The sequence below is a fragment of the Xenorhabdus eapokensis genome, assembly GCF_001908105.1.
Genome location: NZ_MKGQ01000016.1, coordinates 24375 through 51206, shown reverse-complemented (window position 1 = coordinate 51206; position 26832 = coordinate 24375). Strand labels below are relative to the sequence as shown.

The window sequence follows — 26832 nt, the reverse complement described above, 5'->3', positions numbered from 1 at the left end:
TCCTTAGCCGATATGAATTTGTTCAGCGTCGATTTTGGTCATGGCTTTTGCAGAGACAATAGTCTGTTGGGCATGTAATCGGGCATAATTTTCAGCCTGCATATCTAATTGACCTGCACGAACCTGTTCTGTTTGTGTGGTATGACGAAATAGACGATGACTCAGTTGGGTGACTGTTTTCCAAAGAGATTCGAATTGATTACCAACCAGACGAGTTATTGAGATCCATGCAGACAGGGATTCCCCGCTATATTGCATTTCATTGATATGACAATTCCCATTATTGGCTGTGATAGCGAATCCGTTGCTGTGCATACTTAGGTTCCCTTGTGAGGTGATTGTGAGATCACCTGGGACGCTGATTTCAGCCATGTGTTGTTGTTCTGTCCGTTCCAATATGGCTAATATCCAGAGTTGATTGTTGGTTTTCGTAATTAATACCGTATCCCCCATGCTGGGTGTCAATAAACAACTGACAGCTTGTCGGCAATGCCAACCACGGTTGTTATGGTTTTCCGCCATAAAACTGCCATCTGGAAGAACGTTAACAATCTGGCCGGTAATCTGCTGCAATGGCTCAGTATTAAGGATGAATGAGGAAAGTGCATAAGCGGGCTTCGTCATTTTGATTCTCCTGATGAAATCTTGTTATGTTGTGTATTCCACTCTTCAGCGGCAAATAGTTCAGGATCATTTTCCAGAATACCTTGGCGGTCAGAAAATAATGTTCCAATTTGTTGAGCACGATGAAAAAGTGTTCTCATAAATTGAGCAGTGCGAAAATCACTATTGTTGACGTTTGCATAGGAGAAATCTGTATAAGACATATTACAACCGGTGAATTGTGCATTCGTTGCCTGTACTTTGTGCATGACGGCCAATGCCAGGTTACTGTGCCGAAAATCGGCAGATTCAAGGGATGCACCAATAAAAAGAGCTTGTTCAAACAGGCTGTTTTTGCAACGGGCTTGGGTTAAATCTGCTTCGGTAAATAACGCCTGGGTTGCATTGACATTTGATAGTAAGGCGTCTTTTAAAATGGCACCTTTGAAATTGCAATTAGTCAGTATGGCGTGATTGAAATTGACGGATTCAAGCTGACTATCCATAAATTGACACATTTTAAAGGCTTGTTTATGGAAATTTTGCTTACGCAGATTGCATTCAAAAAAAACAGTTTTATTAAATTCACTGGCAGAAAAATCGCTTGTTCGTAAATCCTGTCGAAAAAAAGTGACCAAAAAAAAATGACCGTGGCTAAATCTTGTTTGATCCATTGATGACGCAAGAAAGGTGATTCGTTCAAAGTCACTGTGGCTGAAATCAGCATGTTGTAGTGAACAAGATGCAAACTGGGTATTTTTCTGTTTTGTCGCGGTAAACTGGGTTTTTTCCAAAACAGATTGATGGAATACATTGTTTGTTAATGTGCTTTTATTAAAGACTGCGAGCCCCAGATTACACTGTTCAAAAGTGTTCTGCTCAAGTAGTGCCGAGTCGAAAATTGCGCCTTGTGCTTGGCACTCGGTAAAACAGGTTTCTTTTATTAAAGTTCGAGAAAAATCAGCACCTGAAAAATCGACTTCTTTAAAAATTCCCCCGGATAAGTCACATCCGGCCAGGGAAATATTCTGCAAATTGATTTTTTCAATGATCTCACCTTGCTTGATTTTGTCTGCTAATTCATCGGCTGTCAGTGAACTCATATCAGATCCTTATCGCGTTTGGGCAAGGTCTTGGTACATTTAATATAAGCATTTGTAATTGAGGTTGAATCGCTGATAATTGATTGGGACATATCAGTACGAAATAGATTAGCTCCCTGTAAGTCTGCATTATTGAAGTTACATTTCTGCATAAATGCGCTCATCAGATTGGCATTATTCAGTAAGGCATCTCGGAAATCTGTCCTAATAAACAGGCTTTTTTCTGCATTAAGGTACTGCATATCAACCGATTGGCAGTTGGCTTCACTGAGATCGGTGTTATTCAAGGTTGTGGCATAGAATTTCGCCTTGACCAAAGGCATTTGGCGCAAGTTACACTCTGTCAAGGTTGCATGGCTGAAATCGGCTTGATTAAGCTCACTGTTCATAGCAAATGAGCAGGTCAGCAACTTGGCTGAATGAAACCGGATACCGTTTGCTTCAGTTTCCACCCATGAACAACTTTCCAGTTTTGCATAATCAAAAATGACTTGTTTTAGCTTGCATTTAATAAATGAAACTTTATTCAGGTTTGTGTGATTGAACCTAAGAGCAGGGAGTTCAAGTTCTATAAATGTACAGTTTTTCCACTGTGAATATTGAAATTGGCAATGTGTAATAAATATTTTTTGCAGGAATAGATCTGTAAATATGGCATGGTCAAAGTGACAATGGTCAAATCGAGTTTCTTGTAGTTGGGCTTCAGTGAAACTTGCAGAAGAAAAGTCACTCTGTTCACATTTAGCCAGCGACAGGCTGGCATGATCTAATTTGGCTCCACGTAATGAAGCGTTGCAAATTTCAGTCCTTGCCAGCATAGCTTCGTTGAAATTTGCTTCGTCTAGCTGGCAATGGTTTAAACATGCGCTTTCCAATAAGGTGCGAGTGAAATTAGCCCCCCGTAAATCCATGCCTGACAAATCCGCACCGGTAAAATTCATGCCAGTGAAATCTCCCCCTTGCAGCATGATTTTTTGTACTCTTTTGCGAATGATTTGTGCCAGGCTGCTTGTTAAGCGCAGGGCAGGGCTTTGTGCCTGTACTGAAGATAAATACATCGAGTGTACTGTTTGCTCGATTTGTGCCAGTTCTTTATCATTGAATCCTATTGGGTGCTTTTGTAGCATATCCCGTATCTGATGCAGGTTTTCTGGTCCCTTGGGTTCTGACTTTGCTGTTAGTTTTTCAATATCAATGCCTTGTTCCTTTGCTAAAGCAATGGCGTTTTCTTTCTGTAATTCAGCCTCAGCTTTTTTTTGGGTGGCATATTGTTCGATTTTTTCCGTGAACTCCGGTAACTCATCCAGTTTTGGAAAAGGAGGGGGTTGTTCTGTATCAACTGGCAGTATTGTATTGATATCGTAGCCATATTCAGATAAGCGTTCTTGTTGCTGTTCGCGCAGACGTTTTTCACGATTTTGCAAATTTTGTTGCAATGGTGAGCTATTTTCTGGTTGTTCTGTATCTAGCCACGGGCCAATCATCTCTTCGGCGATAAGATCTTTTTCCCGAAAAGTATATAAAACACCTTTTTCTTTATCCAATCGTTGTTCAAGGACATTCAAGTAATGTTTCTGTGGGCGAGGATTATCGCTTAATTCTAGTGCCGATATCATTTGCAAGATATCCCTGGCATCATCTTCATTAATTTGTGCACTGCCATGCCAAATCAGAACCATTTGTTCCAGGTGGGGAAAGAACCATACAGTTGTGTTGCGCATGACGACTTCTTCAAAAATCTCTTCATCAAGACGCAATCGTTTGATAAAGCAACGTGCGTTCCATGCGGGCAAAATACCTTCCTGAACAGGTTGTTCTGGATGCATATTCCAAATGCGCCACGCTGCTTTCTCTGGCAGTGTGGTATTTTCTTCCCACCATTGATCCTCAGGGGCGGCATTAAATATCCGCCAGTCAATGTCATTGGCAAAACCGGGAAATTCATTTTCCAGCCAGGCCTTGTCGTATTTTTTCCCTATACGGGTAAAACGGCGTGGCCATATAAAATCTAAAGGGCAAAAACTTGCCGGAATGGGAGCTTCCTGTTGTGATGTCAATTGCCGTTGTGACATTAAGCGATGATGCAGGGCTTCAATATTGGGTAGACGATGAATTTTTAGTCTGTTATCCAGTTCTTCTGGGTTGAAGCCGATTCCGTGTGGGTTTTCGTCACAACCTTTCCCTCCAAACGCTCGACTCCAGTCTAATCGCATTTGTGCAAAAGGTTGGAGTTTTGAAGGAGAATCATTAATCCAATAGCGATCACCGAAAGCAACTAATGTCTTGTCCAACTGCCCAATCTGAATACGCGCCGCACAGGTGGTTTTATCAGCCTGATGGTGGGTATAGGCATATCCCGTGGCCAAAAATTCAGCACAAGATTTCGGCATAGCGAGATCGATAACGCCATTACAGGTTTGCAACTCATTTTCTGCAAGTTGCCAAAGCTCTATTTCAGGGCGCAAGCGTGGGGTCGATCCCATATCTGCCAATGCCATAATGGAAATTCCGAGGTAGTTTCTTTGCAACCAACGATAAGGTCGATAAAGTACACTCAGGCGCAACGGTTTGATGATTTTCATAACAATCCTGAAGGTATTGGTAATTATTCATGGGGATAGTTATTAGAAGATAACCATTAGTGGAAGATATATAAGTTACTATTCACAACACTGGTGTCTGAATTCTCAGTTTTGGTACCACCGCTTTTTATCGTAATGTCGCCGGTGCTTGAGATTGTCGTCGTTCCTGTAATATTCTGATCCCAATTTCCATTAATTTTTGCGTTTAAATCCCCCTTAAGGGTATAAGTATCGCCACCATTAATCTCGGTTTTTCGTCCATTTTTGATGGTTTCTTGCTGACCGTCGTTGATCTTTAATGTATCTTTGCCTTGAATGGTTGTTTCATGGTTTGCCTTATAGGTGAAGTCAGCATCTCCAGTCACAGTGTCTTTTTGCTGTTTTTTTATTTCAGTCGTACGGTTGCCATCAATAGTGACTTTTTTATCTTTTTCCACCGAGATATTCATGTCCCGTTCTGCATGCAGATCAAATAATTCCTTATCCGGTTCATCATCTAAAAAGAGATAATTTGCCTGATCATTCTTACCTCCTTTGGTATTCGACATAATACCGACGCGGGTTTCATATTTAGGTAGCTCCCACGGAGGCATATTCTCATTGTTATAAGTGCTGCCAATCACTAAAGGCTTATCAGGATCACCATTGACGAAACTGATAACCACTTCTTCGCCCACACGAGGGACGCATATACTGCCATAACGCCAACCAGCCCAATGGCTCGCAACACGTATCCAGCAAGAGCGGGTATCATCTTTTTTGCGATCCTTATCCCAACGGAATTTCACTTTTATACGGCCGTATTTATCAGTCCATATTTGTTTATCTTTGGGGCCGGTAACGACAGCAGTTTCAAGACCCATCACTTTTGGCCACGGCGTCACTGCCAGCGGTTTCCAATGAGTACTGGCAGGAATTGCCTCAAATTGAATCATGTTTTTGTTTTTATTTCTGTTTTTGTCTGAATCTGAACTAAAAAGATCGCCAGTGAGCGTATTAAAAACTTCGTCAGTAACGGTATCAAAAGCATAGTCAGGAGAACTGGCTATGTAAGGTTTTTCATAGAGAAAGTAGTGTGCGCCTATAATTAAATAGTCACCATGATCATCGCCTTTGATGTCATCGGGTAGTGATAGTGTGAAAGTATGTCCTGGAGCTATCCCCAGCACATTTCCTTTGCTATTAATCAGTTCACTTTTTGCTTCGGCAGCTTGCTGGCGAACTCGGGCATAAAATTGCCCTTGTTTATTTTCTACATAGCGCCCAGGCCAGATGAATATTTCTGTGTTATCAATAGAGCTGATTGGGGTCTGGGTAGCTGTATATAGTTCAGCCCGTGGTTTACGGAAGTCGTAGTCATCAAGGCTGTAAGTATTTGGTATAGTGATACTGGAGACATTCCAATTATAGAGGTATTCTTTGATGTGTGCTCTCGGTGAATCACCCTTGTTAATATAGTAAATATTTTTATATCCGGGCATTGGCTCATGAGATTGAGGCGCGTCAACCAGGATCATGGTATGGTTTCCCATTTCATGTTTGAAATAATAGTAAATGCCTTCATGTTCCATCAGGCGATGGATAAAATCGAAATCAGTTTCATTATGCTTGACGCAATATTCCCATGTGCGATATTTTTCAACAAGCTGATTTTCAAACAGAATGTTAGCTTTATTGAGTACTTCGGCAATAATATCGGGCACAGTATTATCTTGCCATATACTATAGCCCATATTTTGTTTTAATTCCCATAGCTTAGGTCTGACGGTAGCCGTATATAAATAAAATCTGTCATTACGTTTATAGAATGGGGAATAAGATATTTTGTCTATATAACCACTTAAGTATCTTGTTTGTGCTGATTTATTTTTTATTTCTACAGTCAGTGTCGTTTTATGTAGCGATATTGGGTTTGATAACCTCTTTTCACTCAATAGTTCAATCTCAAACTGGTAGGCCTCAGATAATCTCTCTATTCCTCTAAGTGATTTGAAATATAAGGTATTATCGGGTAATGAGATGTGTGCGATAAACTGTCTTTCCATAAGAATATCCTTGCTTTTGCTCAAAGCTACCGCATACTCCTTGCAGGAGTAAGGAACATACGAAATTGAAATATGGGATATAGTTTCTCTGATATAATTTAAACATAATGCTCAGTGTTCGCAACCTATAGATTGTATCTTATTTATAGAATAAATTATTTTATTTTTCTGGTTTAATTTTATTACTATGATTATTTATATTTGTGTGTTTATATATAAATAAATTTTAAATATGTAGTTCGTTTTTATATATAATTTCTTAAATGTTTAAATTGAGACTCATTTTTGAGATTTTGAAATAAATAATCTATATTCAATATATTAAAGTAATTATTTTACTTTCCTTTCGGGAAAATGTTTTTGAAGCCGGCTACTATAATTTGGTCATGTTTTCAACCCGTTGATGGCGATGTAGCCATCTGGTTGCAGATTGCATATAGGTTGAGGTTGTTTACTGTACTCCCAGCTTTGGAATGAATAGAAATTATTAATATTCAACAATATTAGCTTGATTTATTTGGCCTAATAGATTTACATCTTTTATGCTCATTTCATACAAATCAATCTTAGAAAATACCATGAATTTACTGAAATCACTGGCAGCGGTCAGCTCAATGACGATGTTCTCCCGCGTTCTGGGCTTTATTCGTGATGCCATCATTGCTCGTATATTTGGTGCGGGGGTGGCGACAGATGCCTTTTTCGTTGCCTTCAAACTCCCTAACTTACTGCGTCGTATTTTTGCTGAGGGCGCATTTTCACAAGCGTTTGTTCCTATACTGGCTGAGTATAAAAATCAGCAGGGGGATGAAGCAACACGCACTTTTATTGCTTATATATCAGGGATGTTGACGCTGATATTGGCGATAGTCACAGTAATCGGGGTGATGGCCGCGTCTTGGATCATCTATGTTACGGCACCGGGTTTTACTGATACGCCGGATAAATTCACGTTAACCCGTGATCTACTCAGAATTACCTTTCCCTACATTTTTTTGATATCTCTGGCTTCGTTAGCGGGAGCGGTTCTCAATACGTGGAATCGCTTTTCTGTGCCCGCTTTTGCACCCACATTGCTTAATATCAGCATGATTATTTTTTCGCTGTTTGTCGCACCTTACTGTAACCCGCCTGTAATGGCATTAGGTTGGGCTGTGATCGCGGGTGGTATTTTGCAATTGGTTTATCAGCTTCCGCACCTGAAAAAAATAGGCATGCTGGTATTGCCACGAATTTCCTTCCGTGACAGTGGCGTATGGCGGGTTATCCGGCAAATGGGACCCGCTATTTTAGGGGTTTCAGTCAGCCAGATTTCACTGATTATCAACACTATTTTTGCTTCATTTCTCGTTTCTGGTTCGGTTTCGTGGATGTATTACGCCGATCGTTTAATGGAATTACCTTCGGGTGTGTTGGGGGTGGCATTAGGCACGATCCTGCTGCCTTCACTGGCAAAAAGTTTTTCCAATGGGGATCACCTAGAATATAGAAGGTTAATGGATTGGGGATTGCGCCTTTGCTTTTTGCTGGCTTTACCTTGTGCGGTGGCGTTGGGCATTCTGGCAAAACCCCTGACAGTGTCACTTTTTCAATACGGCAATTTTTCTGCCTTTGATGCAGAAATGACGCAACGGGCGTTAATCGCTTACTGTTTTGGTTTAATGGGATTGATTGTTGTTAAAGTCCTGGCTCCTGGTTTTTACGCTCGTCAGGATATTAAAACGCCGGTTAAGATTGCGATTGCGACTTTGATTTTGACTCAGTTAATGAATCTTGCCTTTATTGGCCCATTGAAACATGCGGGATTGGCGCTTTCTATCGGTCTGGCTGCTTGTTTCAATGCCAGCATGCTTTATTGGCAATTGCGTAAGCGTGAGATTTTTAAACCATTGGCCGGATGGGGTGTTTTTCTGCTGAAACTGGCAATAGCGCTTGCGGTCATGGTTGGGGTATTACTGACAATATTGTGGCTTATGCCGGATTGGGAGCAGGGCAATATGGCATGGCGCTTGCTACGGTTAATGGGCGTTGTGATTGCGGGGGCGGGTAGCTATTTTGCTGCACTGGCTTTAATGGGATTCAGATTAAAAGATTTTTCCCAACGGGGATTGTAGCCATGATGAGACTGGCATGATTTGATCATGCCAGTTTGGGGAACATGTATTCAAAGCGTTGATCACCCTCAAGCATAATATTCACGTTCAATGAAAATACCAATGATTTTGTCATGCATTTCAGGTGACTAAACAACGATAACGTTGGTACCCACCTTTGCCAATACCATGTTTTTAACGTCCTTCGTCTGGTGACAAAATCGACATTTGACTTCTACTGTGACCATGCAAGTTATCTCGCAAAATAGGCATTATAGATGAAGAACAACACCTTGAATACATGACCGATAATTTTCATTAGAATTCTGATGATTTATTTATTAAGAAAAAATAGATATGATGTTATGTGAGAGGAGGAAATCAGTTATTTTGATAACTATTTTTCTCTTTGCCATATCTATTTCTTTTTGTGTAATATCTATTTTAGTACCGCTTATATTTACTATATTATAGCTTACATTTGCTCCATTAACGCTTACATTTGCTCCATTAAAGCTTGTATTTGCTCCATTAAAGCTTGCATTTTCTCCATTAAAGCTTGCATTTTCTCCATTTACGTTCATATTAAATGGCGTCGTATTAATGCAACTATATTTATTATTCACTAAAGTTGTTGGAGTATCGATATTTACATGAGTATCACTTTTTATAGTAATGGATTTAGAACTTGAGATATTTGTTTCGCCTGTAATCTTTTGTACCCACTCTCCGCCAATAGTGACTTTTTTATCTTTTTCCACCGAAATATTCATGTCACGTTCTGCATGTAGATCAAACGATTCATTATTGGGTTCATCATCTAAAAAAAGATAGTTTGCCTGTTCATGCTTACCTCCCTTGGTATTTGACATAATACCGACACGAGTTTCATGTTTGGGCAGCTCCCACGGGGGCTTATTCTCTTGGTTATAAGTACTGCCGATGACTAAAGGTTTATCAGGATCACCGTTGACGAAACTAATAACCACTTCTTCGCCCACACGAGGGACACACAGACTACCATAACGCCAACCTGCCCAATAAGTCGCAACACGCACCCAGCAAGAGCGGGTATCATCTTTTTTACTGTCTTTATCCCAACGAAACTTCACTTTTATACGACCGTATTCGTCAGTCCATATCTGCTTATCTTTAGGACCAGTGACAACGGCGGTTTCAAGGCCCGTTACTTTTGGCCACGGGGTCACAGCAAGTGGTTTCCAATGAGTGCTGGCAGGAATTGCCTCAAATTGAATGGTGTTTTTGTTTGTATCTGAATTTGAGAGGTCGTTGGTGACAGTATTAAGAACCTTGCCAGTATAATCGGTGACATAAGGTTTTTCATAAAGAAAGTATTGCGTACCTATAATTAAATAGTCTCCATGATCATCACCTTTGATGTCATTGGGGAGTGATAGGGTAAAAGTGTGCCCTGGAGCCATTCCCAATACATTTCCTTTGCCCCCAACCAGCTCACTTTTTGCTTCGGCAGCTTGCTGACGAACGCGAGCATAAAATTGTCCTTGTTCACTTTCTACATAGCGCCCGGGCCAAATGAATATCTCTGAGTTATCAATAGAGCTACTTGGGGTTTGAACAGCCGTATGTAGTTCAGCCCGTGGCTTACGGAAGTCGTAGTCATCAATGCTGTAGGTATTCGGTATGGTGATACTAGAGACATGCCAACTATAGAGATACTCTGTAAGGTGTTCTTTCAGTGAATGACCTGTGCTGAAATATTTAATTGTTTCATATTCAGGCATGGGTTCATGTGATTGGGGGGCGTCAACCAAAATCATGGTATGGTTTCCCATATCATGTTTAAAATAATAATAAATTCCCTCATGTTCCATCAGACGATGAATAAAATCGAAATCACTTTCATTATATTTGACGCAATATTCCCATGTGCGATATTTTTCAATGAGTTGGTTGTTAAATAGAATGCCGGCTTTACCCAATACCTCAGTGATGATATCGGGTACAGTCTTATGTTGCCAAATACTATAACCAAATCTTTGTTTTAATTCCCACAGTTTAGGTCTGACAATGGCAGTATATAAATAAAGTCTATCATCACATTTATAGAATGGTGCGTAGGATATTTTTTCTATATAACCACTTAAGTACCTTGTTGGTGCTGACTTATTTTTTATTTCTACAGTGAGTATCTTATTATGCAGAGATATTGGGTTTGATAATCTTTTCTTACTTAATAATTCAACTTCAAACTCGTAGGCTTCAGATAACCTTTCCCTCCCTATCAATGATTTGAAAAGTAAAGGATTATCAGGCAGTGAGGTATGTGCGATAAACTGTCTTTTCATAGGATGCCCTTGCTTTAGTTTATAGCTACCGCATATTCCTTGCCAGTAAGGAATATGTATAAAATGGCTCTAAAAGAGCAAAATCAAGATAGCATATTCTTTTTGGATAAGGAACATACAAAAAGGGGAGTAATAATAAGGTGATGACTTCTCTGATTATGAGTTAAGTATAATGTTTACTATTTGCAATCTATAGATTCTATTCTGTTGATAAGATGTATAAGTTTATTTTTATTATTTAATTAAGATTTATCACTATGCTTGTATATGTGTTTATTAATATTTAAAAACTACAAATTTACTTAATGCTAGAAATAGCTTAAACATGTTGATTAAGATTTATTTTTATAGATTGTAATGCATAACTTATTAATTATTATGAATATTTAAGGGTGGCGTGGATTGATTAATGAGTCTTGAATGTTTTATCGAAAAGATTGTTTTTTTAGTCTGGTTAACATAATTTTTTAGAAAATTCCTCTTTGAGATTAGCTAATGAAACAAGTCTAAAATTTAGGGTTTTTTGAGCAAAAATTGCTTTTTTCTATTAGATATATAAATTTATTTTTTATGATATTGTCTTTTTTTTCTAAAAGAGTAGGTGGGATACACCTGGCAGGATATAAATAAAGCCTTTTGTAACATTTTGGTATCAAAAATTTAGCATTCGGCGACAGATGCCTTTTTCGTTGCTTGCAAACTACCTAACTTATTGCGCCTTTGCTTTTTGCTGGCTTTACCTTGCGCGGTGGCGTTGGGCATTTTGGCAAAACCTCTGACAGTGTCACTTTAATGGGATTCAGATTAAAAGATTTTTCCCAACGGGGATTGTAGCCATGATGAGACTGGCATGATTTGATCATGCCAGTTTGGGAGAAGATAATTACATCCGTTCTATTGTCTCGATACCCAAGGTATCAAGGCCTTGTTTCAATGTTTTTGCCGTCAGCAAAGCCAATTTCAGGCGGCTCTGACGCACTTCTTCGCTATCCGCATTCAGGATTGGGCAATGTTCGTAGAAACCAGAGAACAGGCCAGCCAGATCATAGAGGTAAGCACACATCACGTGAGGAGTGCCTTCGCGGGCAACCGTTGTGATAGTTTCTTCAAATTGCAACAGGCGCGTCGCTAAGGCTTGTTCACGTTCTTCATTCAGAAGAACGGGGTGTGTCAGACTGCTTTCATCGGTTTTTGCACGCTTGAAGATAGAATTGACACGGGTATAAGCATATTGCATATAAGGTGCAGTATTACCTTCAAAGGCGAGCATATTATCCCAGTCAAATACGTAGTCGGTAGTCCGGCTTTTGGAAAGATCCGCATATTTCACCGCGCCAATACCTACAGCGTTGACAACTTTTTTCAGTTCGTCCTCCGGCATATCTGGGTTTTTCCCGCGGATCAAGGCATCTGCTCGTTCAATGGCCTCGTCCAGCAAATCAGACAGTCTTACTGTGCCACCTGCGCGAGTTTTGAATGGCTTGCCATCTTTACCCAACATCATGCCGAACATATGGTGTTCAAGTGACATGGATTCAGGAATGTAACCGGCCTTGCGCACTATTGTCCAGGCTTGCATCAGGTGCTGGTGTTGGCGTGAATCGATGTAGTAAAGAACGCGGTCAGCGTGCAAGACTTCATGACGGTATTTGGCACAAGCGATATCGGTGGTGGTATATAGATAACCCCCATCTTTTTTCTGGATGATGACACCCATTGGTTCGCCTTCTTTGTTTTTATACTCATCAAGGTAAACCACGATAGCGCCATCACTCTCAACGGCAAGCCCACGTTGTTTCAGGTCGCTAACAATGCCAGGCAGCATATCGTTATACAGGCTTTCACCCATGACATCTTTTTTCGTCAGCGTCACATTCAGGCGATCATAGGTTTCCTGATTTTGTGACATGGTGATATCAACCAATTTGCGCCACATGGTACGGCAATATTCATCACCGCCTTGCAGTTTTACTACGTAACTACGGGCACGAACAGCAAACTCTTCATTTTCGTCGTAAGTTTTCTTCGCTTCACGATAGAAGGCTTCCAAATCCGCTAATGCCATGTCACTGGCATCTTCATTTTGGATTTTTTCCAGGTAGGCAATCAGCATCCCGAATTGAGTACCCCAGTCACCAACGTGATTGGCTCGGATGACTTTGTGACCCAAAAATTCAAGGGTACGCGCGGTGGCATCACCAATAATCGTGGAACGAATGTGCCCAATATGCATTTGCTTGGCCACATTCGGCGCAGAATAGTCGATCACGATGGTTTTTGGCTCTACCGGAGTAATGCCCAGTTTTTCATCTTTCAGTACAGTTTCAACATTATCTGCAACCCATGCTTTATCCAGAAAAATATTGATAAAACCAGGGCCTGCAATCTCAACTTTGCTGGCAATTCCTTGCAGATCCAGCAAACTGACGACTTTTTCTGCCAATTGTCGGGGGGGCATGCCCACTTTTTTCGCTGCCGCCATGACACCATTCGCCTGGTAGTCACCAAACTGAGCTTTTGCAGATTGACGAACGTGAGCTTCACTGTCGGCTGGAGCACCAGCAGCAATCAGCGCATGGCTGATTTTTTCTGAAAGAATGGCCTGAATATTCACCGAGTTACCTTAAATTACGCATAAAAGCCCGTGCATTTGAACTGTGCAAATACTTTTAAGCGTGTGAGTTATGACAAAATAACAGGTTTTATACCATATTCAGCATCCTGCATGCTACCACCAGCCGCCGCTTGCGGTATGACTTTTTGTTTTCAGCTCGCCTTTCCAGCAATTCTTCGCCATATCAGCCGGATTTTGAGGTAAGGGCAGAAAACGATTTCTTTAGTCGCTGATTTAAATTTCCCCCCTTTTTCTCTCAAAGAGATCATTAAAAATTAAAAATGCAGTGTTCTTTTTGTGATCTTTATCGTAGCACTGCAACTCAGCGTAGCGATAAGCTCGCTTTGCTGGGTAATATTTGAACGATTTTGTGTGGGTAATCTAAAACACGCCAGGGAGGGACATAAGGTGCTGTTTGATACGATACGGCATCAGGGGGTATGCGGCGGTCAGCACGAAGGCTTAAGGAAATCATATGACAGCACGTTACATCACTATTGATTGGGGATCGACTAATTTACGAGCCTGGCTATATCAGGGCGATGAATGTCTGGAAAGCAGGCAATCCGCAATGGGAGTTACCCGTCTCAATGGAAAATCCCCACAAGGGGTGTTAGCAGAAATCACGCAAGGCTGGCGCAATGATAAAACACCGGTTGTCATGGCAGGGATGATCGGTAGTAACGTGGGTTGGAAAATAGCACCCTATTTGTCGGTTCCCATTCAGTTCTCTGCAATCGGCGAGCAATTAACGCCCGTCGCAGACAATGTCTGGATCATTCCTGGATTGTGTGTTTCACGTGAAGATAATCACAACGTGATGCGAGGCGAAGAGACGCAATTATTGGGGGCTTCCCAGCTTTTTCCTTCTTCTCTTTATGTTATGCCCGGTACTCACTGCAAATGGGTATTGGCTGACAACCAACAAATCCATGATTTTCGTACTGTGATGACCGGTGAACTCCACCATTTACTTTTGCAGCATTCACTGGTGGGGGCGGGGTTACCAGAACAGGTTGTCTGCCCTGAGGCTTTTAACGCAGGTCTTGAACGGGGAATAGATTTTCCGGCGATTTTGCCGCTCTTATTTGAAGTTCGCGCTTCACATATATTGAATGCTCTGCCCCGCGAACATGTGAGTGAATTTTTGTCCGGCCTGTTGATTGGTGCAGAAATTGCGAGCATGAGTCACTATTTTGCTGACCAACAGACTATCACACTCGTCGCCGGACTTTCGTTAGCTGCTCGTTATAAACAGGCGTTCAATGCGATTGGACGAAATGTTTCTCTGGCAGATGGCGATACCGTTTTTCAGGCAGGTATAAGGAGTATTGCAGATGCTGTGGCAAACCAACCTTCCACTTATCGCTATTTTTCGCGGTATTAAACCGGACGAAGTACTTGGACACATTACAGCGGTTATTGATGCTGGATTCGATACCGTAGAGATCCCACTTAATTCTCCACAGTGGGAACAGAGTATTCCAGCCATTGTGAAAGCGTTTGGCAGTAAGGCGTTGATTGGGGCGGGAACGGTACTTAAACCAGAACAGGTGGATGTGCTGGCGGAAATGGGTTGCAAACTGATTGTCACGCCTAATATCCACAGTGAAGTGATTCACAGAGCGGTCGCTTATGGTATGACAGTATGTCCGGGTTGCGCGACAGCCACGGAAGCTTTTACCGCGCTGGCAGCGGGTGCTCAGTCACTAAAAATGTTCCCCGCATCGGCATTCGGTCCAGACTATATCAAAGCGCTGAAAGCCGTTTTGCCACCAGACGTACCTGTTTTTGCCGTGGGTGGTGTAACGCCAGATAATCTGTCTCAGTGGATAAATGCAGGTTGCACAGGAGCCGGTTTAGGTAGCGATCTTTATCGTGCTGGTCAATCGGTTGATCGTACTGCACAGCAAGCAACCTTATTTGTGAATGCGTATCGAGAGGCCGTGCAATGAAAATAACTAAGTTTACCACTTACCGTTTACCTCCTCGCTGGATATTCCTGAAAATCGAAACAGATGAAGGGGTTGTGGGTTGGGGAGAACCAGTGATTGAAGGCCGTGCCTGCACAGTGGAAACGGCAGTGCACGAGCTGAGTGAATATTTGATTGGACAAGATCCCGCCCGTATCAATGACCTGTGGCAGGTGATGTACCGTGCCGGTTTTTACCGTGGTGGCCCCATTCTGATGAGCGCTATAGCAGGTATCGATCAGGCTTTATGGGATATCAAAGGTAAAGTCTTAAATGCACCCGTATGGCAACTGATGGGTGGATTAGTGCGCGATAAGATCAAAGCTTATAGTTGGGTAGGGGGCGATCGCCCGTCTGAAGTGATTGACGGTATTAAAACCTTACGGAAGATCGGTTTTGATACATTCAAATTAAATGGTTGTGAAGAATTGGGCATCATTGATGATTGTCGAAAGATTGATGCTGCTGTCAGTACCGTGGCACAAATCCGTGAAGTGTTCGGGAATGAAATTGAATTTGGGCTTGATTTTCATGGCCGTGTTAGCGCGCCAATGGCGAAAGTATTAATTAAGGCATTAGAACCGTATCGTCCTCTATTTATTGAAGAACCGGTGCTGGCGGAGCAGTCGGAATATTATCCCCGTTTGGCGGCGCAAACCCATATTCCAATCGCGGCAGGTGAGCGTATGTTTTCCCGTTTTGAATTTAAACGTGTATTGGAAATGGGCGGGCTGGCTATTATCCAGCCAGATTTATCGCATGCGGGAGGAATGACTGAATGCTATAAAATTGCGGGCATGGCTGAAGCGTATGATGTGGCGCTGGCACCCCATTGTCCACTGGGGCCGATTGCGCTAGCCGCTTGTCTGCACATCGATTTCATATCACGTAATGCGGTGTTTCAGGAGCAGAGCATGGGCATTCATTATAATAAAGGCGCGGAGTTACTTGATCTGGTGAAAAATAAAGAAGATTTCAGTATGGAAGGGGGTTTCTTTAAACCTTTAATGAAGCCGGGTCTTGGGGTTGAAATCGACGAAGTACAGGTCATTGAGCGTAGCAAAAATGCACCAGACTGGCGGAATCCATTGTGGCGGCATAAAGATGGTTCCGTTGCTGAATGGTGATAATGCCCGCCCTTAACTAACAACTAATTCAATTGATGCGTTTTTTACACCCTCTGTTAACAACAGGGCAAGGTGACGGGGTTCCCCATGCCCAGAATCTGGAGACAGATTGATATGAATATTTCAGTAACAACTACGAAAATTGGGCGTCGGCGCTATCTGACGCTGATAATGATCTTTATTACGGTCGTTATCTGTTATGTTGATCGAGCTAACCTTGCGGTTGCATCAGCAAGTATTCAGCAAGAGTTTGCTATCACGAAAGCAGAAATGGGTTACATTTTCTCTGCTTTCTCCTGGTTTTATACTTTATGTCAAATACCCGGTGGCTGGTTCCTTGATCGGATTGGCTCACGCCTGACCTATTTTATTGCTATTCTTGGCTGGTCGGTGGCGACGCTATTACAGGGCTTTGCTATCGGGCTGATGTCATTGATTGGATTACGTTCTATTATTGGTATTTTTGAAGCACCGACATTCCCCACCAATAATCGCATGGTGACAAATTGGTTCCCTGAACATGAACGCGCCTCTGCCGTTGGCTTTTACACCTCAGGGCAGTTTGTTGGACTTGCTTTCTTGACACCACTTCTTATGTGGATTCAGGTACTCACTAGCTGGCACTGGGTCTTTTTCCTGACTGGTGGTATCGGGATTATATGGTCACTCATCTGGATTAAAGTTTATCGGCGGCCACAGTTAACCAAAAATATGAGTCATGCAGAGCTTGAATATATACGCAGTGGAGGGGGATTGATAAGTGATGACTCGTCAACTGAGAAAAAGGCACGGCAGTCTCTTACTATTGCTGACTGGAAGCTCATGTTCCACCGTAAGCTGGTGGGGGTCTATCTGGGGCAATTTGCAGTGGCTTCAACATTGTGGTTCTTTTTGACCTGGTTCCCGAATTATCTGACTCAAGAGAAGGGGATTACCGCTCTGAAAGCTGGCTTCATGACGACCGTTCCGTTTTTAGCTGCATTTCTCGGTGTGCTGCTCTCTGGTTGGTTGGCAGATAAAATGGTGCGTAAAGGTTTCTCTTTGGGCGCGGCGCGTAAGACACCGATTATTTGTGGTTTGATAATTTCCACCTGTATTATGGGAGCCAATTATACTAACAATCCGATATGGATCATGGTGCTGATGGCGTTGGCATTCTTTGGTAATGGCTTTGCATCCATTACCTGGTCGCTGGTTTCTTCACTGGCACCGATGCGTTTGATTGGTTTGACCGGCGGCATTTTTAATTTTGCCGGCGGGTTGGGGGGGATCTCCGTACCGCTTGTGATTGGCTATTTGGCGCAGAGCTACGGCTTTTCTCCAGCACTGGTTTACATTTCTGTCGTAACATTGATGGGTGCACTCTCCTATATCTTTCTTGTGGGAGAGGTAAAACGTGTAGGTTAATCAAACTCGTATTAAACAGAACAGGATAACGAAGGGCGATATCTGAGGGGCTTTGAATGATAAGGCTGGAAATTTGCTGTTATAGCATAAGTTGTGCTTTGGTTGCACAAAAGGCAGGAGCTGATCGCATTGAACTGTGTGCCAGCCCATCGGAAGGCGGGGTAACGCCGAGTTTCGGAGCATTGCAGCATGCACGACAGTATTTATCAATTCCTGTCCATCCTATTGTACGACCAAGAGGAGGCGACTTCTGTTACAGCAATAGGGATTTCGACGTGATGAAAAATGATGTCGCTCGTATCCGTGATATGGGTTTTCCCGGCGTCGTTTTTGGTGTGTTAAATGAAGAAGGTCATATCGATCGGCTGCGCATGAGGCAACTGATGTCATTATCAGGGGATATGAAAGTCACTTTTCATCGTGCTTTTGATCTGTGTTTTAATCCACACGTTGCGCTGGAGCAACTAACTGAACTCGGTGTGCAGCGTATTTTAACGTCAGGCCAGCAACAAAATGCTGAATTGGGACTGCCCCTGTTAAAAGAGTTGTTACAGGCTAGCCAAGGGCCGATTATTATGCCAGGAGCGGGTGTCAGAGTGAGCAATATCAGTAAGTTTTTGGAAATTGGCGTCACGGAAGTTCATAGTTCAGCAGGTAAGACGGTGCCTTCTCTCATGAAATACCGGAAAGCGGGCGTGACAATGAGTTCTGACGACAGTGATATAGACGAATATGCTTATTATTGTGTCGATGGATCGTTAGTTGAATCGATGAAGTGCGTGATGAGTTTGGTTCAACGGAAAAAATAAAAGCCAGAACCCAGTCACAGAGTTAATCCTGTGGCTGGGAACGGCAGCCAGAAACCGCCAAGTGGCAACTTAAAAGCTGGAGAGTGTCAGGTCATGGTTTGCGGGCAATCAGAACAGCCCGCAGGGGTGCCGGATAGCCTTCTATCGTTTTACTGTGATCGTTTGGATCGAGAAAATCGACCAGTGATTCAGTCTTCATCCATTCGGTCTGGCGTTGTTCATCCAGTGTCGTGACGGCATGATCAACAATACGGACATCAATGAAACCACATTTTTCCAACCACACTTTTAGCATCTTGGCCGATGGAATAAAGTAGACATTTCGCATTTGTGCATAACGTTCACCCGGCATAAGGCATTGGTATTCGTCACCTTCAATAACCAGGCTCTCCAGAACTAGCTCACCGCCGGAAACGAGCTGGTTTTTCAGTTGCCATAAATGGTCGAGGGGAGAGCGGCGATGGTAAAGCACCCCCATTGAAAACACCGTATCAAAGGCGTTTAGTTCGGGTAATTGCTCAATGCCCAATGGCAAAAGGTGGGCGCGTTGATCGTTACCCAGTAATTTTCGGGTAGCTTCAAATTGGCACAGGAAAAGCTGAGTTGGGTCAATACCCACGACCAAATGCGCCCCTTCACCGACCATACGCCACATGTGGTAACCACTGCCACAGCCGACATCAAGTATAGTTTTGCCTTCTAAAGGCGAAATATGGGGAAGGACACGATCCCATTTCCAGTCAGAACGCCACTCTGTATCAATTTCCACGCCATACAGAGAAAAAGGGCCTTTACGCCACGGCATCAACAGCTTCAGAATATTTTGAATGCAGGCTTGTTCACCGTTTGATAGCGCTGGTTCATGGTTCGCAATGACACCATGTTTCAGGTTAAGTTGGGTCGGGCGAATTTCAGGCAGACGCTCCAGAATTTTTACCCATGAACTGAATTGACCATGTAATGCGGTTTTCTGCCAATGGTTTAATTGTGCAGGCAGGCATTCCAGCCAGTGACTTAAGTGATTTTTGGCGATCAATTGGTAAAAGTTACTGAAATCAATCATTGGTCAGCTCCTTTTATTGCCAATAATGAGCCAAAGTTAAAACATTGGAACCAGACTTCAACGTGTTGGAATCCGGCTTGTGCAAGGCGTGATTTGTGAGTTTCAACAGGATCTGTCCGCATGACATTTTCCAGCATACTGCGTTTTTGGCCGATCTCCAGTTCGCTGTAACCATTGGCTCGTTTGAAATCATAGTGCATGTTAAATAGCAACTCACCAATTTGCTCGTCTTCAAAGTTGAATTTTTCAGACAGCACCAAAACGCCTCCTGGCTTTAAACCGGCATAGATTTTATCCAGCATTTTCTGGCGATCATCAGGGTGCAGGAACTGTAATGTGAAATTCAAAACAACCATTGATGCATTTTGAATGTCGGTATCAAGAATGTTCTGTTCGATGATTTCAACGGGGATATTGGCTTTGAAAGCGTCAATATGGCGGCGGCAGCGTGTGATCATTGCCGGTGAATTATCGACGGCAATAATACGGCAACCCGCAGCACGGGAAGTGGTATGCCTACTATTATCGACATTTATGGCACGGCGGATTGACAGCGTGGCTGCACCAAGGGAACAACCGAGATCATAAATTTGACTGTTTGGTGTGACAAAACGTTCTGCCAGCATACCTATCATGGCAATGATATTGGAATAACCGGGAATAGAGCGTTTCACCATATCAGGAAAGACTTCGGCAACACGTTCATCGAAACTCCAGTCACCTAAATTGGCAATGGGGGCAGAGAACAGACTGTCCCGTTGATTGTGAGATTCTTGATTTGACATAACAGCATTGATATTGGAAACAATAAGAAGCCGTTATTCTAACAGAATGCAGGAAAAGGCAGAAAGAGAGATAATCAAGAGATAACCCCTCAGGCGGCATATATTGCCTGAGGGGTTATCTCTATTGCCATCGGCTGTAATGCAACATACGCAGAAAAGGGAGGGTTATCGATAATAAGGCATAAGGAAAATTATCCAGTGCGCGATAAAAAATTCTGTCCGTCAGAAAGTATCAAATATAGAGAGAAAAGATCTGCTCCCACGGTAAATAGTAGATGTTAGCGATAATCATTATTATCATTGACATATAGGTTGCTACCATCCCCATACGTCGCCAGCGTATTTCCCGATGACGCAAGCCAAAGTAGTGTAGTATTCTGCCTGAAAGTAATACTAATCCACAAATGTGTAGCAACCAGACGGGCGCCCCATTCATCTCCATGATAATCAATAACAGCATTGAAATTGGAATGTATTCAACCGCATTACCATGAACCCGAATGGCTGTTTGCAATTCATAAAAACCGCCATCGCCATAAGCTACCCGATATTGCATTCTTAATTTGACGACATCCAGAGACAGCTTAATTAACAGTAGTGCACCCAGTACTATATAAAGCGAGCTAACCATTTTTAACTCCAATTGCCTAATCTCAAAACGGCCAAATGATGATAAACCTCAAAAAGAAAACTGTCGCTATAAATCATCGTATTTAATAATAAATTCTATGAATGTGATCGGATAGCAAAAAATTGTCTTGCCAAGAACGGTGTTATGACCTTATCTCCGGTCAGAATTTCCAGTATAATAGCAACCTTTTTTGCAATTCTTCCTAAAAGAACAATGCCAAAATTTCCGCAGCAGAAAGCATAACGAGCTGAGTAAAAGGATATTGTATGCGTACTAATTATTGTGGGTTGTTAAACCTAGCCTATGAAGGCCAGAAAGTGACTCTTTGTGGGTGGGTAAATCGTCGCCGTGATTTAGGTGGCTTGATCTTTATCGATATGAGAGATCGCGAGGGTATCGTTCAGGTATTTTTTGACCCAGATCAGAAAGAGGTCTTTGCTCAGGCTTCTGAGCTGCGTAATGAATTTTGTATTCAAATTACGGGGATTGTGCGTGCGCGCCCTGATAACCAAATCAATAAAGATATGGCAACTGGCGAAATTGAAGTTTTCGCAGAAAGCCTGATGGTTTTCAACCGCTCGGAGCCATTGCCACTGGACAGCAACCAGAATAACAGCGAAGAGCAGCGTCTGAAATACCGCTATCTTGATCTGCGTCGCACTGAGATGTCGCAGCGTCTGAAAACCAGGGCAAAGATCACCAGTTTTGTGCGTCGTTTTATGGATGATGCGGGTTTCATCGATGTTGAAACGCCAATGCTGACTAAGGCAACGCCAGAAGGTGCGCGTGACTATTTAGTACCAAGCCGTGTGCATAAAGGTGAATTTTATGCACTGCCGCAGTCCCCGCAGCTTTTCAAACAGTTGTTGATGATGTCTGGCTTTGACCGTTATTACCAGATTGTGAAATGCTTCCGTGATGAAGATTTGCGTGCCGATCGTCAACCAGAATTTACCCAGATCGACGTTGAAACCTCGTTTATGACCGCTGAACAAGTTCGCGAAATCATGGAAAAAATGATCCGTGAACTGTGGCTGGATGTAAAAGGTGTCGATTTGGGCAGCTTCCCAATGATGACATTCGAAGAAGCCATGCGCCGCTTTGGTTCAGATAAACCCGATTTGCGTAACCCTCTGGAATTGGTGGATATTGCCGATCTGGTTAAAGACGTGGAATTCTCTGTTTTTGCAGAACCCGCAAACAATCCTAAAGGCCGTGTGGCGACGATTTGTGTGCCTGGTGGCGCAGAGTTGAGCCGCAAGCAAATTGATGAGTACGGTAAATTTGTTGGCATCTATGGTGCGAAGGGGTTGGCATGGATGAAAGTTAATAACCGTGCTGCTGGCCTGGAAGGGGTACAAAGCCCGATTGCTAAATTCCTGTCTGCGGAGATAGTTGAGGGTATGTTGTCCCGTACCAATGCTCAGGATGGTGATATCCTGTTCTTCGGTGCTGATAAGAAAAACATTGTCACTGATGCAATGGGAGCGTTGCGCCTGAAACTGGGTCGTGACTTGAACATCACCGATCTGGAAAGCTGGAAACCGCTGTGGGTGATTGATTTCCCCATGTTTGAAGAAAACGGAGAAGGTGGCTTGACGGCAATGCATCATCCATTTACGTCTCCGCGTGATATGTCGGCGGTTGAATTGGAAGGTAATCCAGAATCTGCTATCGCGAACGCTTATGACATGGTTATCAATGGCTATGAAGTAGGCGGTGGCTCTGTCCGTATCCATCGCAATGAAATGCAGCAGTCTGTATTCCGCATTTTGGGTATTAATGAGCAGGAACAGCAAGAGAAATTTGGTTTCTTGCTGAATGCCCTGAAATACGGTACACCGCCACATGCCGGCTTGGCTTTCGGCTTGGATCGCCTCGTCATGTTGCTGACTGATACAGATAATATTCGTGATGTGATCGCTTTCCCGAAAACAACGGCTGCGGCTTGTTTGATGACGGATGCACCGAGCCCAGCGAATTCAGCGGCGTTGGAAGAACTGGCTATTTCAGTCGTTAAAAAAGAGAACGAATAATGGCTTATAAGCGCCCTGAATCTGTACTGGTTATGATTTACGCCGTTAACAGCAAAAGGGTGCTGATGCTACAGCGACGGGACGATCCTGAATTTTGGCAATCTGTGACAGGTAGCCTTGAAAAGGACGAAAAACCGCGGGAGGCGGCGTTACGTGAAGTACAGGAAGAGGTAGGCATTGATATTATCAATGAAAATCTTGAACTGAAAGATTGTCAACGTTGTCTTTATTATGAGATTTTCTCGCACCTACGACATCGATATGCTCAGGGGATAACGCGCAATAAAGAACATTGGTTCTCTCTGGCGTTACCTGAGGAGCGAGAGATTTTGCTGACTGAACATCTGGCTTATCAATGGTTGTCTGCGGAAGACGCGGCCAAATTGACGAAGTCGTGGAGCAATCGGCAAGCAATTGAAGAATTTGTAATTTAGTCTACAAGACGTTTTATCGGAGATATTTGCATGGCAGGTCATAGTAAATGGGCCAATACGAAACACCGCAAAGCGGCACAGGATGCCAAACGCGGTAAGATTTTTACAAAAATTATCCGTGAATTGGTCACGGCTGCGCGACTGGGGGGGGGTGATCCAGATTCCAACCCACGTTTGCGCGCTGCCGTCGATAAAGCGCTATCCAACAACATGACTCGTGATACGTTGAATCGTGCAATTGCCCGTGGTGTTGGTAACGACGATTCAGATAACATGGAAACCATCATTTATGAAGGTTACGGCCCTGGTGGTACAGCGGTAATGGTTGAATGCTTGAGTGATAACCGTAACCGTACTGTTTCTGAAGTTCGTCATGCGTTCACCAAAACAGGGGGTAACCTGGGAACGGATGGCTCTGTTTCTTATCTGTTCACCAAGAAAGGGGTTATTTCCTACGCACCAGGCTTGGACGAAGATGCGGTGATGGAAGCAGCGTTGGAAGCGGGGGCTGACGATGTTGAAACTTATGATGATGGTGCAATTGACGTCTATACTACTCCAGAGTCTTTCGGGAGTGTTAAAGATGCACTGGATGCAGCAGGCTTCAAGGCAGATTCCGCGGAAGTTTCTATGATCCCATCTACAAAAGCGGAACTGGATGCGGATACCGCGCCTAAATTACTTCGTCTGATCGATATGCTTGAAGATTCTGACGATGTGCAAGAGGTTTATCATAATGGTGAAATCTCAGATGAGGTTGCAGCACTGCTGTAATTAGCATTAGGGTTCACAGCGTAGAGAAAGTGCTCTTTCGATCAGGGCACTTTCTCTAACGTTTTTATCCCATATCACAGGCAGATTTAGGCGAATAAAGCGAATAGTTCGATATGGCGATTATTCTTGGTATTGACCCTGGCTCCAGAGTCACGGGATATGGCGTTATTCGCCAGCAGGGACGGCAACTTATCTATCTCGGTAGCGGTTGTATTCGAACAAAAGTAGATGACTTACCCAGTCGTTTGCAGAAGATCTACGCCGGAGTTACTGAAATCATCACTCAATTCCAGCCCGATGCTTTTGCAATAGAACAAGTTTTCATGGCGAAAAATGCGGATTCAGCCTTGAAATTAGGGCAGGCGCGTGGTGTGGCCATTGTCGCGGCTTCTAACCAATCCATACCGGTATTTGAATATGCCGCCCGTCAGGTTAAACAGACGGTGGTCGGTACGGGAGCAGCCGAAAAAAGCCAGATCCAGCACATGGTACGTTCGATGCTGAAACTGTCTGCTAATCCGCAGGCCGATGCCGCCGATGCTCTGGCGATTGCTATTACCCATTGTCATCTCAGCCAAAACCTGCTTCGGGTAGGTGATGCACGGTTAAATTTAACACGAGGTCGCCTGAAATAGCCGATGCTGGATATACGTCCAGCTTTTTTTGTGCTATAAGCTAGCGGAACGATTTATTTTATTTTCAGGGGGTAAACAGTGATAGGGCGTTTGAGAGGAACCGTGTTGGAAAAACAGCCACCGTTGGTTTTATTGGAAACTCATGGTGTCGGTTATGAAGTTCATATGCCAATGACCTGTTTTTATGAACTGCCTGAAATTGGCCAGGAAGCTATTTTATTTACCCAATTTATTGTGCGTGAAGATGCTCAACTATTATACGGTTTTAATGATAAACAAGAGCGGGCGCTTTTCCGTGAACTGATTAAGGTTAATGGTGTTGGGCCTAAATTAGCACTGGCAATCCTTTCGGGTATGTCTGCCCAGCAATTCGTTACCGCGATAGAACAGGAAGCCATTGCCTCATTGGTCAAATTACCGGGGGTTGGTAAAAAAACGGCTGAAAGGTTAGTCGTAGAGATGAAAGATCGCTTTAAGGGGCTTAATGGCGATCTATTTAACCAAAATTGTGATGTTAATTTGCCCGCAGCCACCAAACAAGCGAATTCTACAGCCGATATTGAAGCAGAAGCCGCAGCGGCACTGGTTTCTCTGGGGTATAAACCGCAGGAAGCTAGCCGAATGGTGAGCAAAGTCGCTAAACCCGGTGCTGATTGTGAAACCCTCATTCGAGAAGCGCTTCGTGCGGCGCTGTAATCACAGGAGTTAAGTGATGATTGAAGCTGACCGTCTAGTTTCAGCAGGCGTTCTGCAAGATGATGAAGCCATTGATCGTGCTATCCGGCCGAAATTTCTGTCTGAATATGTTGGGCAACCTCATGTTTGTGAGCAGATGGAAATTTTTATCCAGGCGGCACGTCAGCGTGGTGATGCACTGGATCATTTATTAATTTTTGGTCCTCCAGGGTTAGGTAAGACCACACTGGCAAATATTGTTGCAAATGAAATGGGGGTTAATCTTCGTACCACATCGGGACCAGTATTGGAAAAGGCAGGGGACCTTGCTGCCATGCTCACTAATCTGGAACCGCATGATGTGCTGTTTATTGATGAGATCCACCGTTTATCGCCGGTTGTGGAAGAAATTCTTTATCCGGCAATGGAAGATTATCAACTGGATATTATGATTGGCGAAGGGCCGGCCGCCCGCTCCATCAAGATTGATCTTCCCCCATTTACTTTGATTGGCGCGACTACGCGTGCAGGCTCCTTAACTTCACCATTACGTGATCGATTCGGTATCGTACAGCGCCTTGAATTTTACAATGTTGATGATTTGCAGAGCATTGTTTCCCGCAGTGCACGCTATATGGGATTAGATATTTCAGATAATGGTGCAAGGCAAATCGCAATGCGTTCCCGTGGTACTCCCCGTATTACTAATCGATTATTGCGTCGTGTACGTGATTTTGCTCAGGTGAAAGGTAATGGCACGGTCGATAGCAATACTGCATCCCAAGCTCTGGATATGCTGAGTGTCGATTCCGCCGGATTTGATTATCTTGATCGTAAATTGCTGATTACCATTATTGATAAATTTATGGGTGGCCCCGTTGGCTTGGATAACTTGGCAGCGGCGATTGGTGAGGAACGGGAAACTATCGAAGATGTGCTGGAACCTTTCCTGATCCAGCAAGGATTTATTCAACGCACGCCACGCGGGCGAATTGCGACCCATCATGCTTACCGGCATTTTGGGTTGAGCAAAAAAGACGAATAATAATATTGTTTTTTTAGATAGTTGATTTATAAGATAAAAAAAGGGTTATAATTTATCTCAATTATAACCCC

At 43.2% G+C, this 26832-nt stretch carries 21 protein-coding genes and 1 pseudogene; 12 read left to right on the top strand and 10 right to left on the bottom strand.

Features of this window, described 5'->3' with window-relative positions:
* Positions 1 to 3: 3 nt before the first annotated feature.
* From Xedl_RS11960 to Xedl_RS11945, 4 genes are read right to left on the bottom strand one after another with little or no spacing between them, the layout of a single operon-like run.
* Positions 4 to 624, bottom strand: a complete 621-nt coding sequence (locus tag Xedl_RS11960; protein ID WP_074023954.1) for a DUF3540 domain-containing protein — start codon at positions 622 to 624, stop codon at positions 4 to 6.
* Complete coding sequence (locus tag Xedl_RS11955) at positions 621 to 1706, bottom strand: pentapeptide repeat-containing protein (protein ID WP_074023952.1); 1086 nt, start codon at positions 1704 to 1706, stop codon at positions 621 to 623. The genes Xedl_RS11960 and Xedl_RS11955 overlap by 4 nt, the downstream gene beginning before the upstream one ends.
* Positions 1703 to 4288, bottom strand: a complete 2586-nt coding sequence (locus Xedl_RS11950) for a DUF2169 family type VI secretion system accessory protein (protein ID WP_074023951.1) — start codon at positions 4286 to 4288, stop codon at positions 1703 to 1705. Before Xedl_RS11950 ends, Xedl_RS11955 begins: the two co-directional genes overlap by 4 nt.
* Positions 4289 to 4344: 56 nt before the next feature.
* Entirely contained in the window at positions 4345 to 6333 is a 1989-nt protein-coding gene (locus Xedl_RS11945; protein WP_083600318.1) for a type VI secretion system Vgr family protein, read from the bottom strand.
* A 578-nt stretch (positions 6334 to 6911) separates the two neighbouring features.
* On the opposite strand from Xedl_RS11945, the gene murJ reads away from it, so the two are divergent.
* Complete coding sequence (gene murJ, locus Xedl_RS11940; RefSeq protein WP_074023949.1) at positions 6912 to 8447, top strand: murein biosynthesis integral membrane protein MurJ; 1536 nt, start codon at positions 6912 to 6914, stop codon at positions 8445 to 8447.
* A 129-nt stretch (positions 8448 to 8576) separates the two neighbouring features.
* On the opposite strand, the pseudogene Xedl_RS39325 reads toward murJ, so the two are convergent.
* The 3 genes and pseudogenes from Xedl_RS39325 to argS form a co-directional block, all read right to left on the bottom strand.
* Positions 8577 to 8674, bottom strand: a pseudogene (locus Xedl_RS39325) (IS1 family transposase); the annotation flags it as partial.
* 93 nt (positions 8675 to 8767) lie between these two features.
* Positions 8768 to 10753: a type VI secretion system Vgr family protein gene (locus tag Xedl_RS11935; protein ID WP_074023948.1), complete on the bottom strand. Its 1986-nt coding sequence runs from the start codon at positions 10751 to 10753 to the stop codon at positions 8768 to 8770.
* An 883-nt stretch (positions 10754 to 11636) separates the two neighbouring features.
* The gene (gene argS / locus Xedl_RS11930; protein WP_074023946.1) at positions 11637 to 13367 is read right to left on the bottom strand and encodes an arginine--tRNA ligase; all 1731 of its coding nucleotides are present in this window, start codon (positions 13365 to 13367) and stop codon (positions 11637 to 11639) included.
* Between the two features lie 475 nt (positions 13368 to 13842).
* Here argS and Xedl_RS11925 point away from each other — a divergent pair, with 475 nt between their 5' ends.
* The 5 genes from Xedl_RS11925 to cutC all read left to right on the top strand — a co-directional run bounded on the left by Xedl_RS11925 (position 13843) and on the right by cutC (position 18683).
* Positions 13843 to 14754 carry a 2-dehydro-3-deoxygalactonokinase gene (locus Xedl_RS11925; protein WP_074023945.1) on the top strand — a complete coding sequence of 304 codons (912 nt, stop codon included), beginning with the start codon at positions 13843 to 13845 and terminating at the stop codon, positions 14752 to 14754.
* Positions 14705 to 15322 carry a 2-dehydro-3-deoxy-6-phosphogalactonate aldolase gene (locus Xedl_RS11920; protein ID WP_074023943.1) on the top strand — a complete coding sequence of 206 codons (618 nt, stop codon included), beginning with the start codon at positions 14705 to 14707 and terminating at the stop codon, positions 15320 to 15322. Before Xedl_RS11925 ends, Xedl_RS11920 begins: the two co-directional genes overlap by 50 nt.
* Positions 15319 to 16467 (top strand): galactonate dehydratase, encoded by a 1149-nt coding sequence (gene dgoD / locus Xedl_RS11915; protein ID WP_074023941.1) that lies wholly within the window; start codon positions 15319 to 15321, stop codon positions 16465 to 16467. The genes Xedl_RS11920 and dgoD overlap by 4 nt, the downstream gene beginning before the upstream one ends.
* A 114-nt stretch (positions 16468 to 16581) precedes the next feature.
* Positions 16582 to 17874, top strand: a complete 1293-nt coding sequence (locus tag Xedl_RS11910) for an MFS transporter (protein ID WP_074023939.1) — start codon at positions 16582 to 16584, stop codon at positions 17872 to 17874.
* A 56-nt stretch (positions 17875 to 17930) separates the two neighbouring features.
* Entirely contained in the window at positions 17931 to 18683 is a 753-nt protein-coding gene (cutC, locus tag Xedl_RS11905; RefSeq protein WP_074023938.1) for a copper homeostasis protein CutC, read from the top strand.
* 91 nt (positions 18684 to 18774) lie between these two features.
* Here the strand turns inward: cutC and cmoB are convergent, their stop codons facing one another.
* The 3 genes from cmoB to Xedl_RS11890 all read right to left on the bottom strand — a co-directional run bounded on the left by cmoB (position 18775) and on the right by Xedl_RS11890 (position 21162).
* Positions 18775 to 19746 carry a tRNA 5-methoxyuridine(34)/uridine 5-oxyacetic acid(34) synthase CmoB gene (cmoB, locus tag Xedl_RS11900; RefSeq protein ID WP_074023936.1) on the bottom strand — a complete coding sequence of 324 codons (972 nt, stop codon included), beginning with the start codon at positions 19744 to 19746 and terminating at the stop codon, positions 18775 to 18777.
* Positions 19743 to 20531 (bottom strand): carboxy-S-adenosyl-L-methionine synthase CmoA, encoded by a 789-nt coding sequence (gene cmoA, locus Xedl_RS11895; protein ID WP_074023935.1) that lies wholly within the window; start codon positions 20529 to 20531, stop codon positions 19743 to 19745. Before cmoA ends, cmoB begins: the two co-directional genes overlap by 4 nt.
* Before the next feature lie 232 nt (positions 20532 to 20763).
* The gene (locus tag Xedl_RS11890) at positions 20764 to 21162 is read right to left on the bottom strand and encodes an MAPEG family protein (protein WP_074023933.1); all 399 of its coding nucleotides are present in this window, start codon (positions 21160 to 21162) and stop codon (positions 20764 to 20766) included.
* A 266-nt stretch (positions 21163 to 21428) separates the two neighbouring features.
* Between Xedl_RS11890 and aspS the strand changes: the two genes are divergently transcribed.
* The 6 genes from aspS (at position 21429) to ruvB (ending at position 26761) form a co-directional block, all read left to right on the top strand.
* The gene (gene aspS / locus Xedl_RS11885; RefSeq protein WP_074023932.1) at positions 21429 to 23198 is read left to right on the top strand and encodes an aspartate--tRNA ligase; all 1770 of its coding nucleotides are present in this window, start codon (positions 21429 to 21431) and stop codon (positions 23196 to 23198) included.
* Entirely contained in the window at positions 23198 to 23632 is a 435-nt protein-coding gene (nudB, locus tag Xedl_RS11880; RefSeq protein ID WP_074023930.1) for a dihydroneopterin triphosphate diphosphatase, read from the top strand. The genes aspS and nudB overlap by 1 nt, the downstream gene beginning before the upstream one ends.
* A 30-nt stretch (positions 23633 to 23662) precedes the next feature.
* The gene (locus Xedl_RS11875) at positions 23663 to 24406 is read left to right on the top strand and encodes a YebC/PmpR family DNA-binding transcriptional regulator (protein WP_074023929.1); all 744 of its coding nucleotides are present in this window, start codon (positions 23663 to 23665) and stop codon (positions 24404 to 24406) included.
* A 113-nt stretch (positions 24407 to 24519) separates the two neighbouring features.
* Positions 24520 to 25041, top strand: coding sequence for a crossover junction endodeoxyribonuclease RuvC (gene ruvC, locus Xedl_RS11870; RefSeq protein WP_074023927.1), 522 nt, complete (start codon positions 24520 to 24522; stop codon positions 25039 to 25041).
* Positions 25042 to 25119: 78 nt separating this feature from the next.
* The gene (ruvA, locus tag Xedl_RS11865; RefSeq protein ID WP_074023925.1) at positions 25120 to 25737 is read left to right on the top strand and encodes a Holliday junction branch migration protein RuvA; all 618 of its coding nucleotides are present in this window, start codon (positions 25120 to 25122) and stop codon (positions 25735 to 25737) included.
* A 16-nt stretch (positions 25738 to 25753) separates the two neighbouring features.
* Complete coding sequence (ruvB, locus tag Xedl_RS11860; protein WP_074023924.1) at positions 25754 to 26761, top strand: Holliday junction branch migration DNA helicase RuvB; 1008 nt, start codon at positions 25754 to 25756, stop codon at positions 26759 to 26761.
* Positions 26762 to 26832 lie beyond the last annotated feature (71 nt).

What these genes read in the sequence shown, in the direction of transcription:
- Xedl_RS11960 (WP_074023954.1), bottom strand. Translation starts at nt 624, where the DNA reads ATGACGAAGCCCGCTTATGCACTTTCCTCATTCATCCTTAATACTGAG.
- Xedl_RS11955 (WP_074023952.1), bottom strand. Translation starts at nt 1,706, where the DNA reads ATGAGTTCACTGACAGCCGATGAATTAGCAGACAAAATCAAGCAAGGT.
- Xedl_RS11950 (WP_074023951.1), bottom strand. Translation starts at nt 4,288, where the DNA reads ATGAAAATCATCAAACCGTTGCGCCTGAGTGTACTTTATCGACCTTAT.
- Xedl_RS11945 (WP_083600318.1), bottom strand. Translation starts at nt 6,333, where the DNA reads ATGGAAAGACAGTTTATCGCACACATCTCATTACCCGATAATACCTTA.
- murJ (WP_074023949.1), top strand. Translation starts at nt 6,912, where the DNA reads ATGAATTTACTGAAATCACTGGCAGCGGTCAGCTCAATGACGATGTTC.
- Xedl_RS11935 (WP_074023948.1), bottom strand. Translation starts at nt 10,753, where the DNA reads ATGAAAAGACAGTTTATCGCACATACCTCACTGCCTGATAATCCTTTA.
- Xedl_RS11925 (WP_074023945.1), top strand. Translation starts at nt 13,843, where the DNA reads ATGACAGCACGTTACATCACTATTGATTGGGGATCGACTAATTTACGA.
- Xedl_RS11920 (WP_074023943.1), top strand. Translation starts at nt 14,705, where the DNA reads ATGCTGTGGCAAACCAACCTTCCACTTATCGCTATTTTTCGCGGTATT.
- dgoD (WP_074023941.1), top strand. Translation starts at nt 15,319, where the DNA reads ATGAAAATAACTAAGTTTACCACTTACCGTTTACCTCCTCGCTGGATA.
- Xedl_RS11910 (WP_074023939.1), top strand. Translation starts at nt 16,582, where the DNA reads ATGAATATTTCAGTAACAACTACGAAAATTGGGCGTCGGCGCTATCTG.
- cutC (WP_074023938.1), top strand. Translation starts at nt 17,931, where the DNA reads ATGATAAGGCTGGAAATTTGCTGTTATAGCATAAGTTGTGCTTTGGTT.
- cmoB (WP_074023936.1), bottom strand. Translation starts at nt 19,746, where the DNA reads ATGATTGATTTCAGTAACTTTTACCAATTGATCGCCAAAAATCACTTA.
- cmoA (WP_074023935.1), bottom strand. Translation starts at nt 20,531, where the DNA reads ATGTCAAATCAAGAATCTCACAATCAACGGGACAGTCTGTTCTCTGCC.
- Xedl_RS11890 (WP_074023933.1), bottom strand. Translation starts at nt 21,162, where the DNA reads ATGGTTAGCTCGCTTTATATAGTACTGGGTGCACTACTGTTAATTAAG.
- aspS (WP_074023932.1), top strand. Translation starts at nt 21,429, where the DNA reads ATGCGTACTAATTATTGTGGGTTGTTAAACCTAGCCTATGAAGGCCAG.
- nudB (WP_074023930.1), top strand. Translation starts at nt 23,198, where the DNA reads ATGGCTTATAAGCGCCCTGAATCTGTACTGGTTATGATTTACGCCGTT.
- Xedl_RS11875 (WP_074023929.1), top strand. Translation starts at nt 23,663, where the DNA reads ATGGCAGGTCATAGTAAATGGGCCAATACGAAACACCGCAAAGCGGCA.
- ruvC (WP_074023927.1), top strand. Translation starts at nt 24,520, where the DNA reads ATGGCGATTATTCTTGGTATTGACCCTGGCTCCAGAGTCACGGGATAT.
- ruvB (WP_074023924.1), top strand. Translation starts at nt 25,754, where the DNA reads ATGATTGAAGCTGACCGTCTAGTTTCAGCAGGCGTTCTGCAAGATGAT.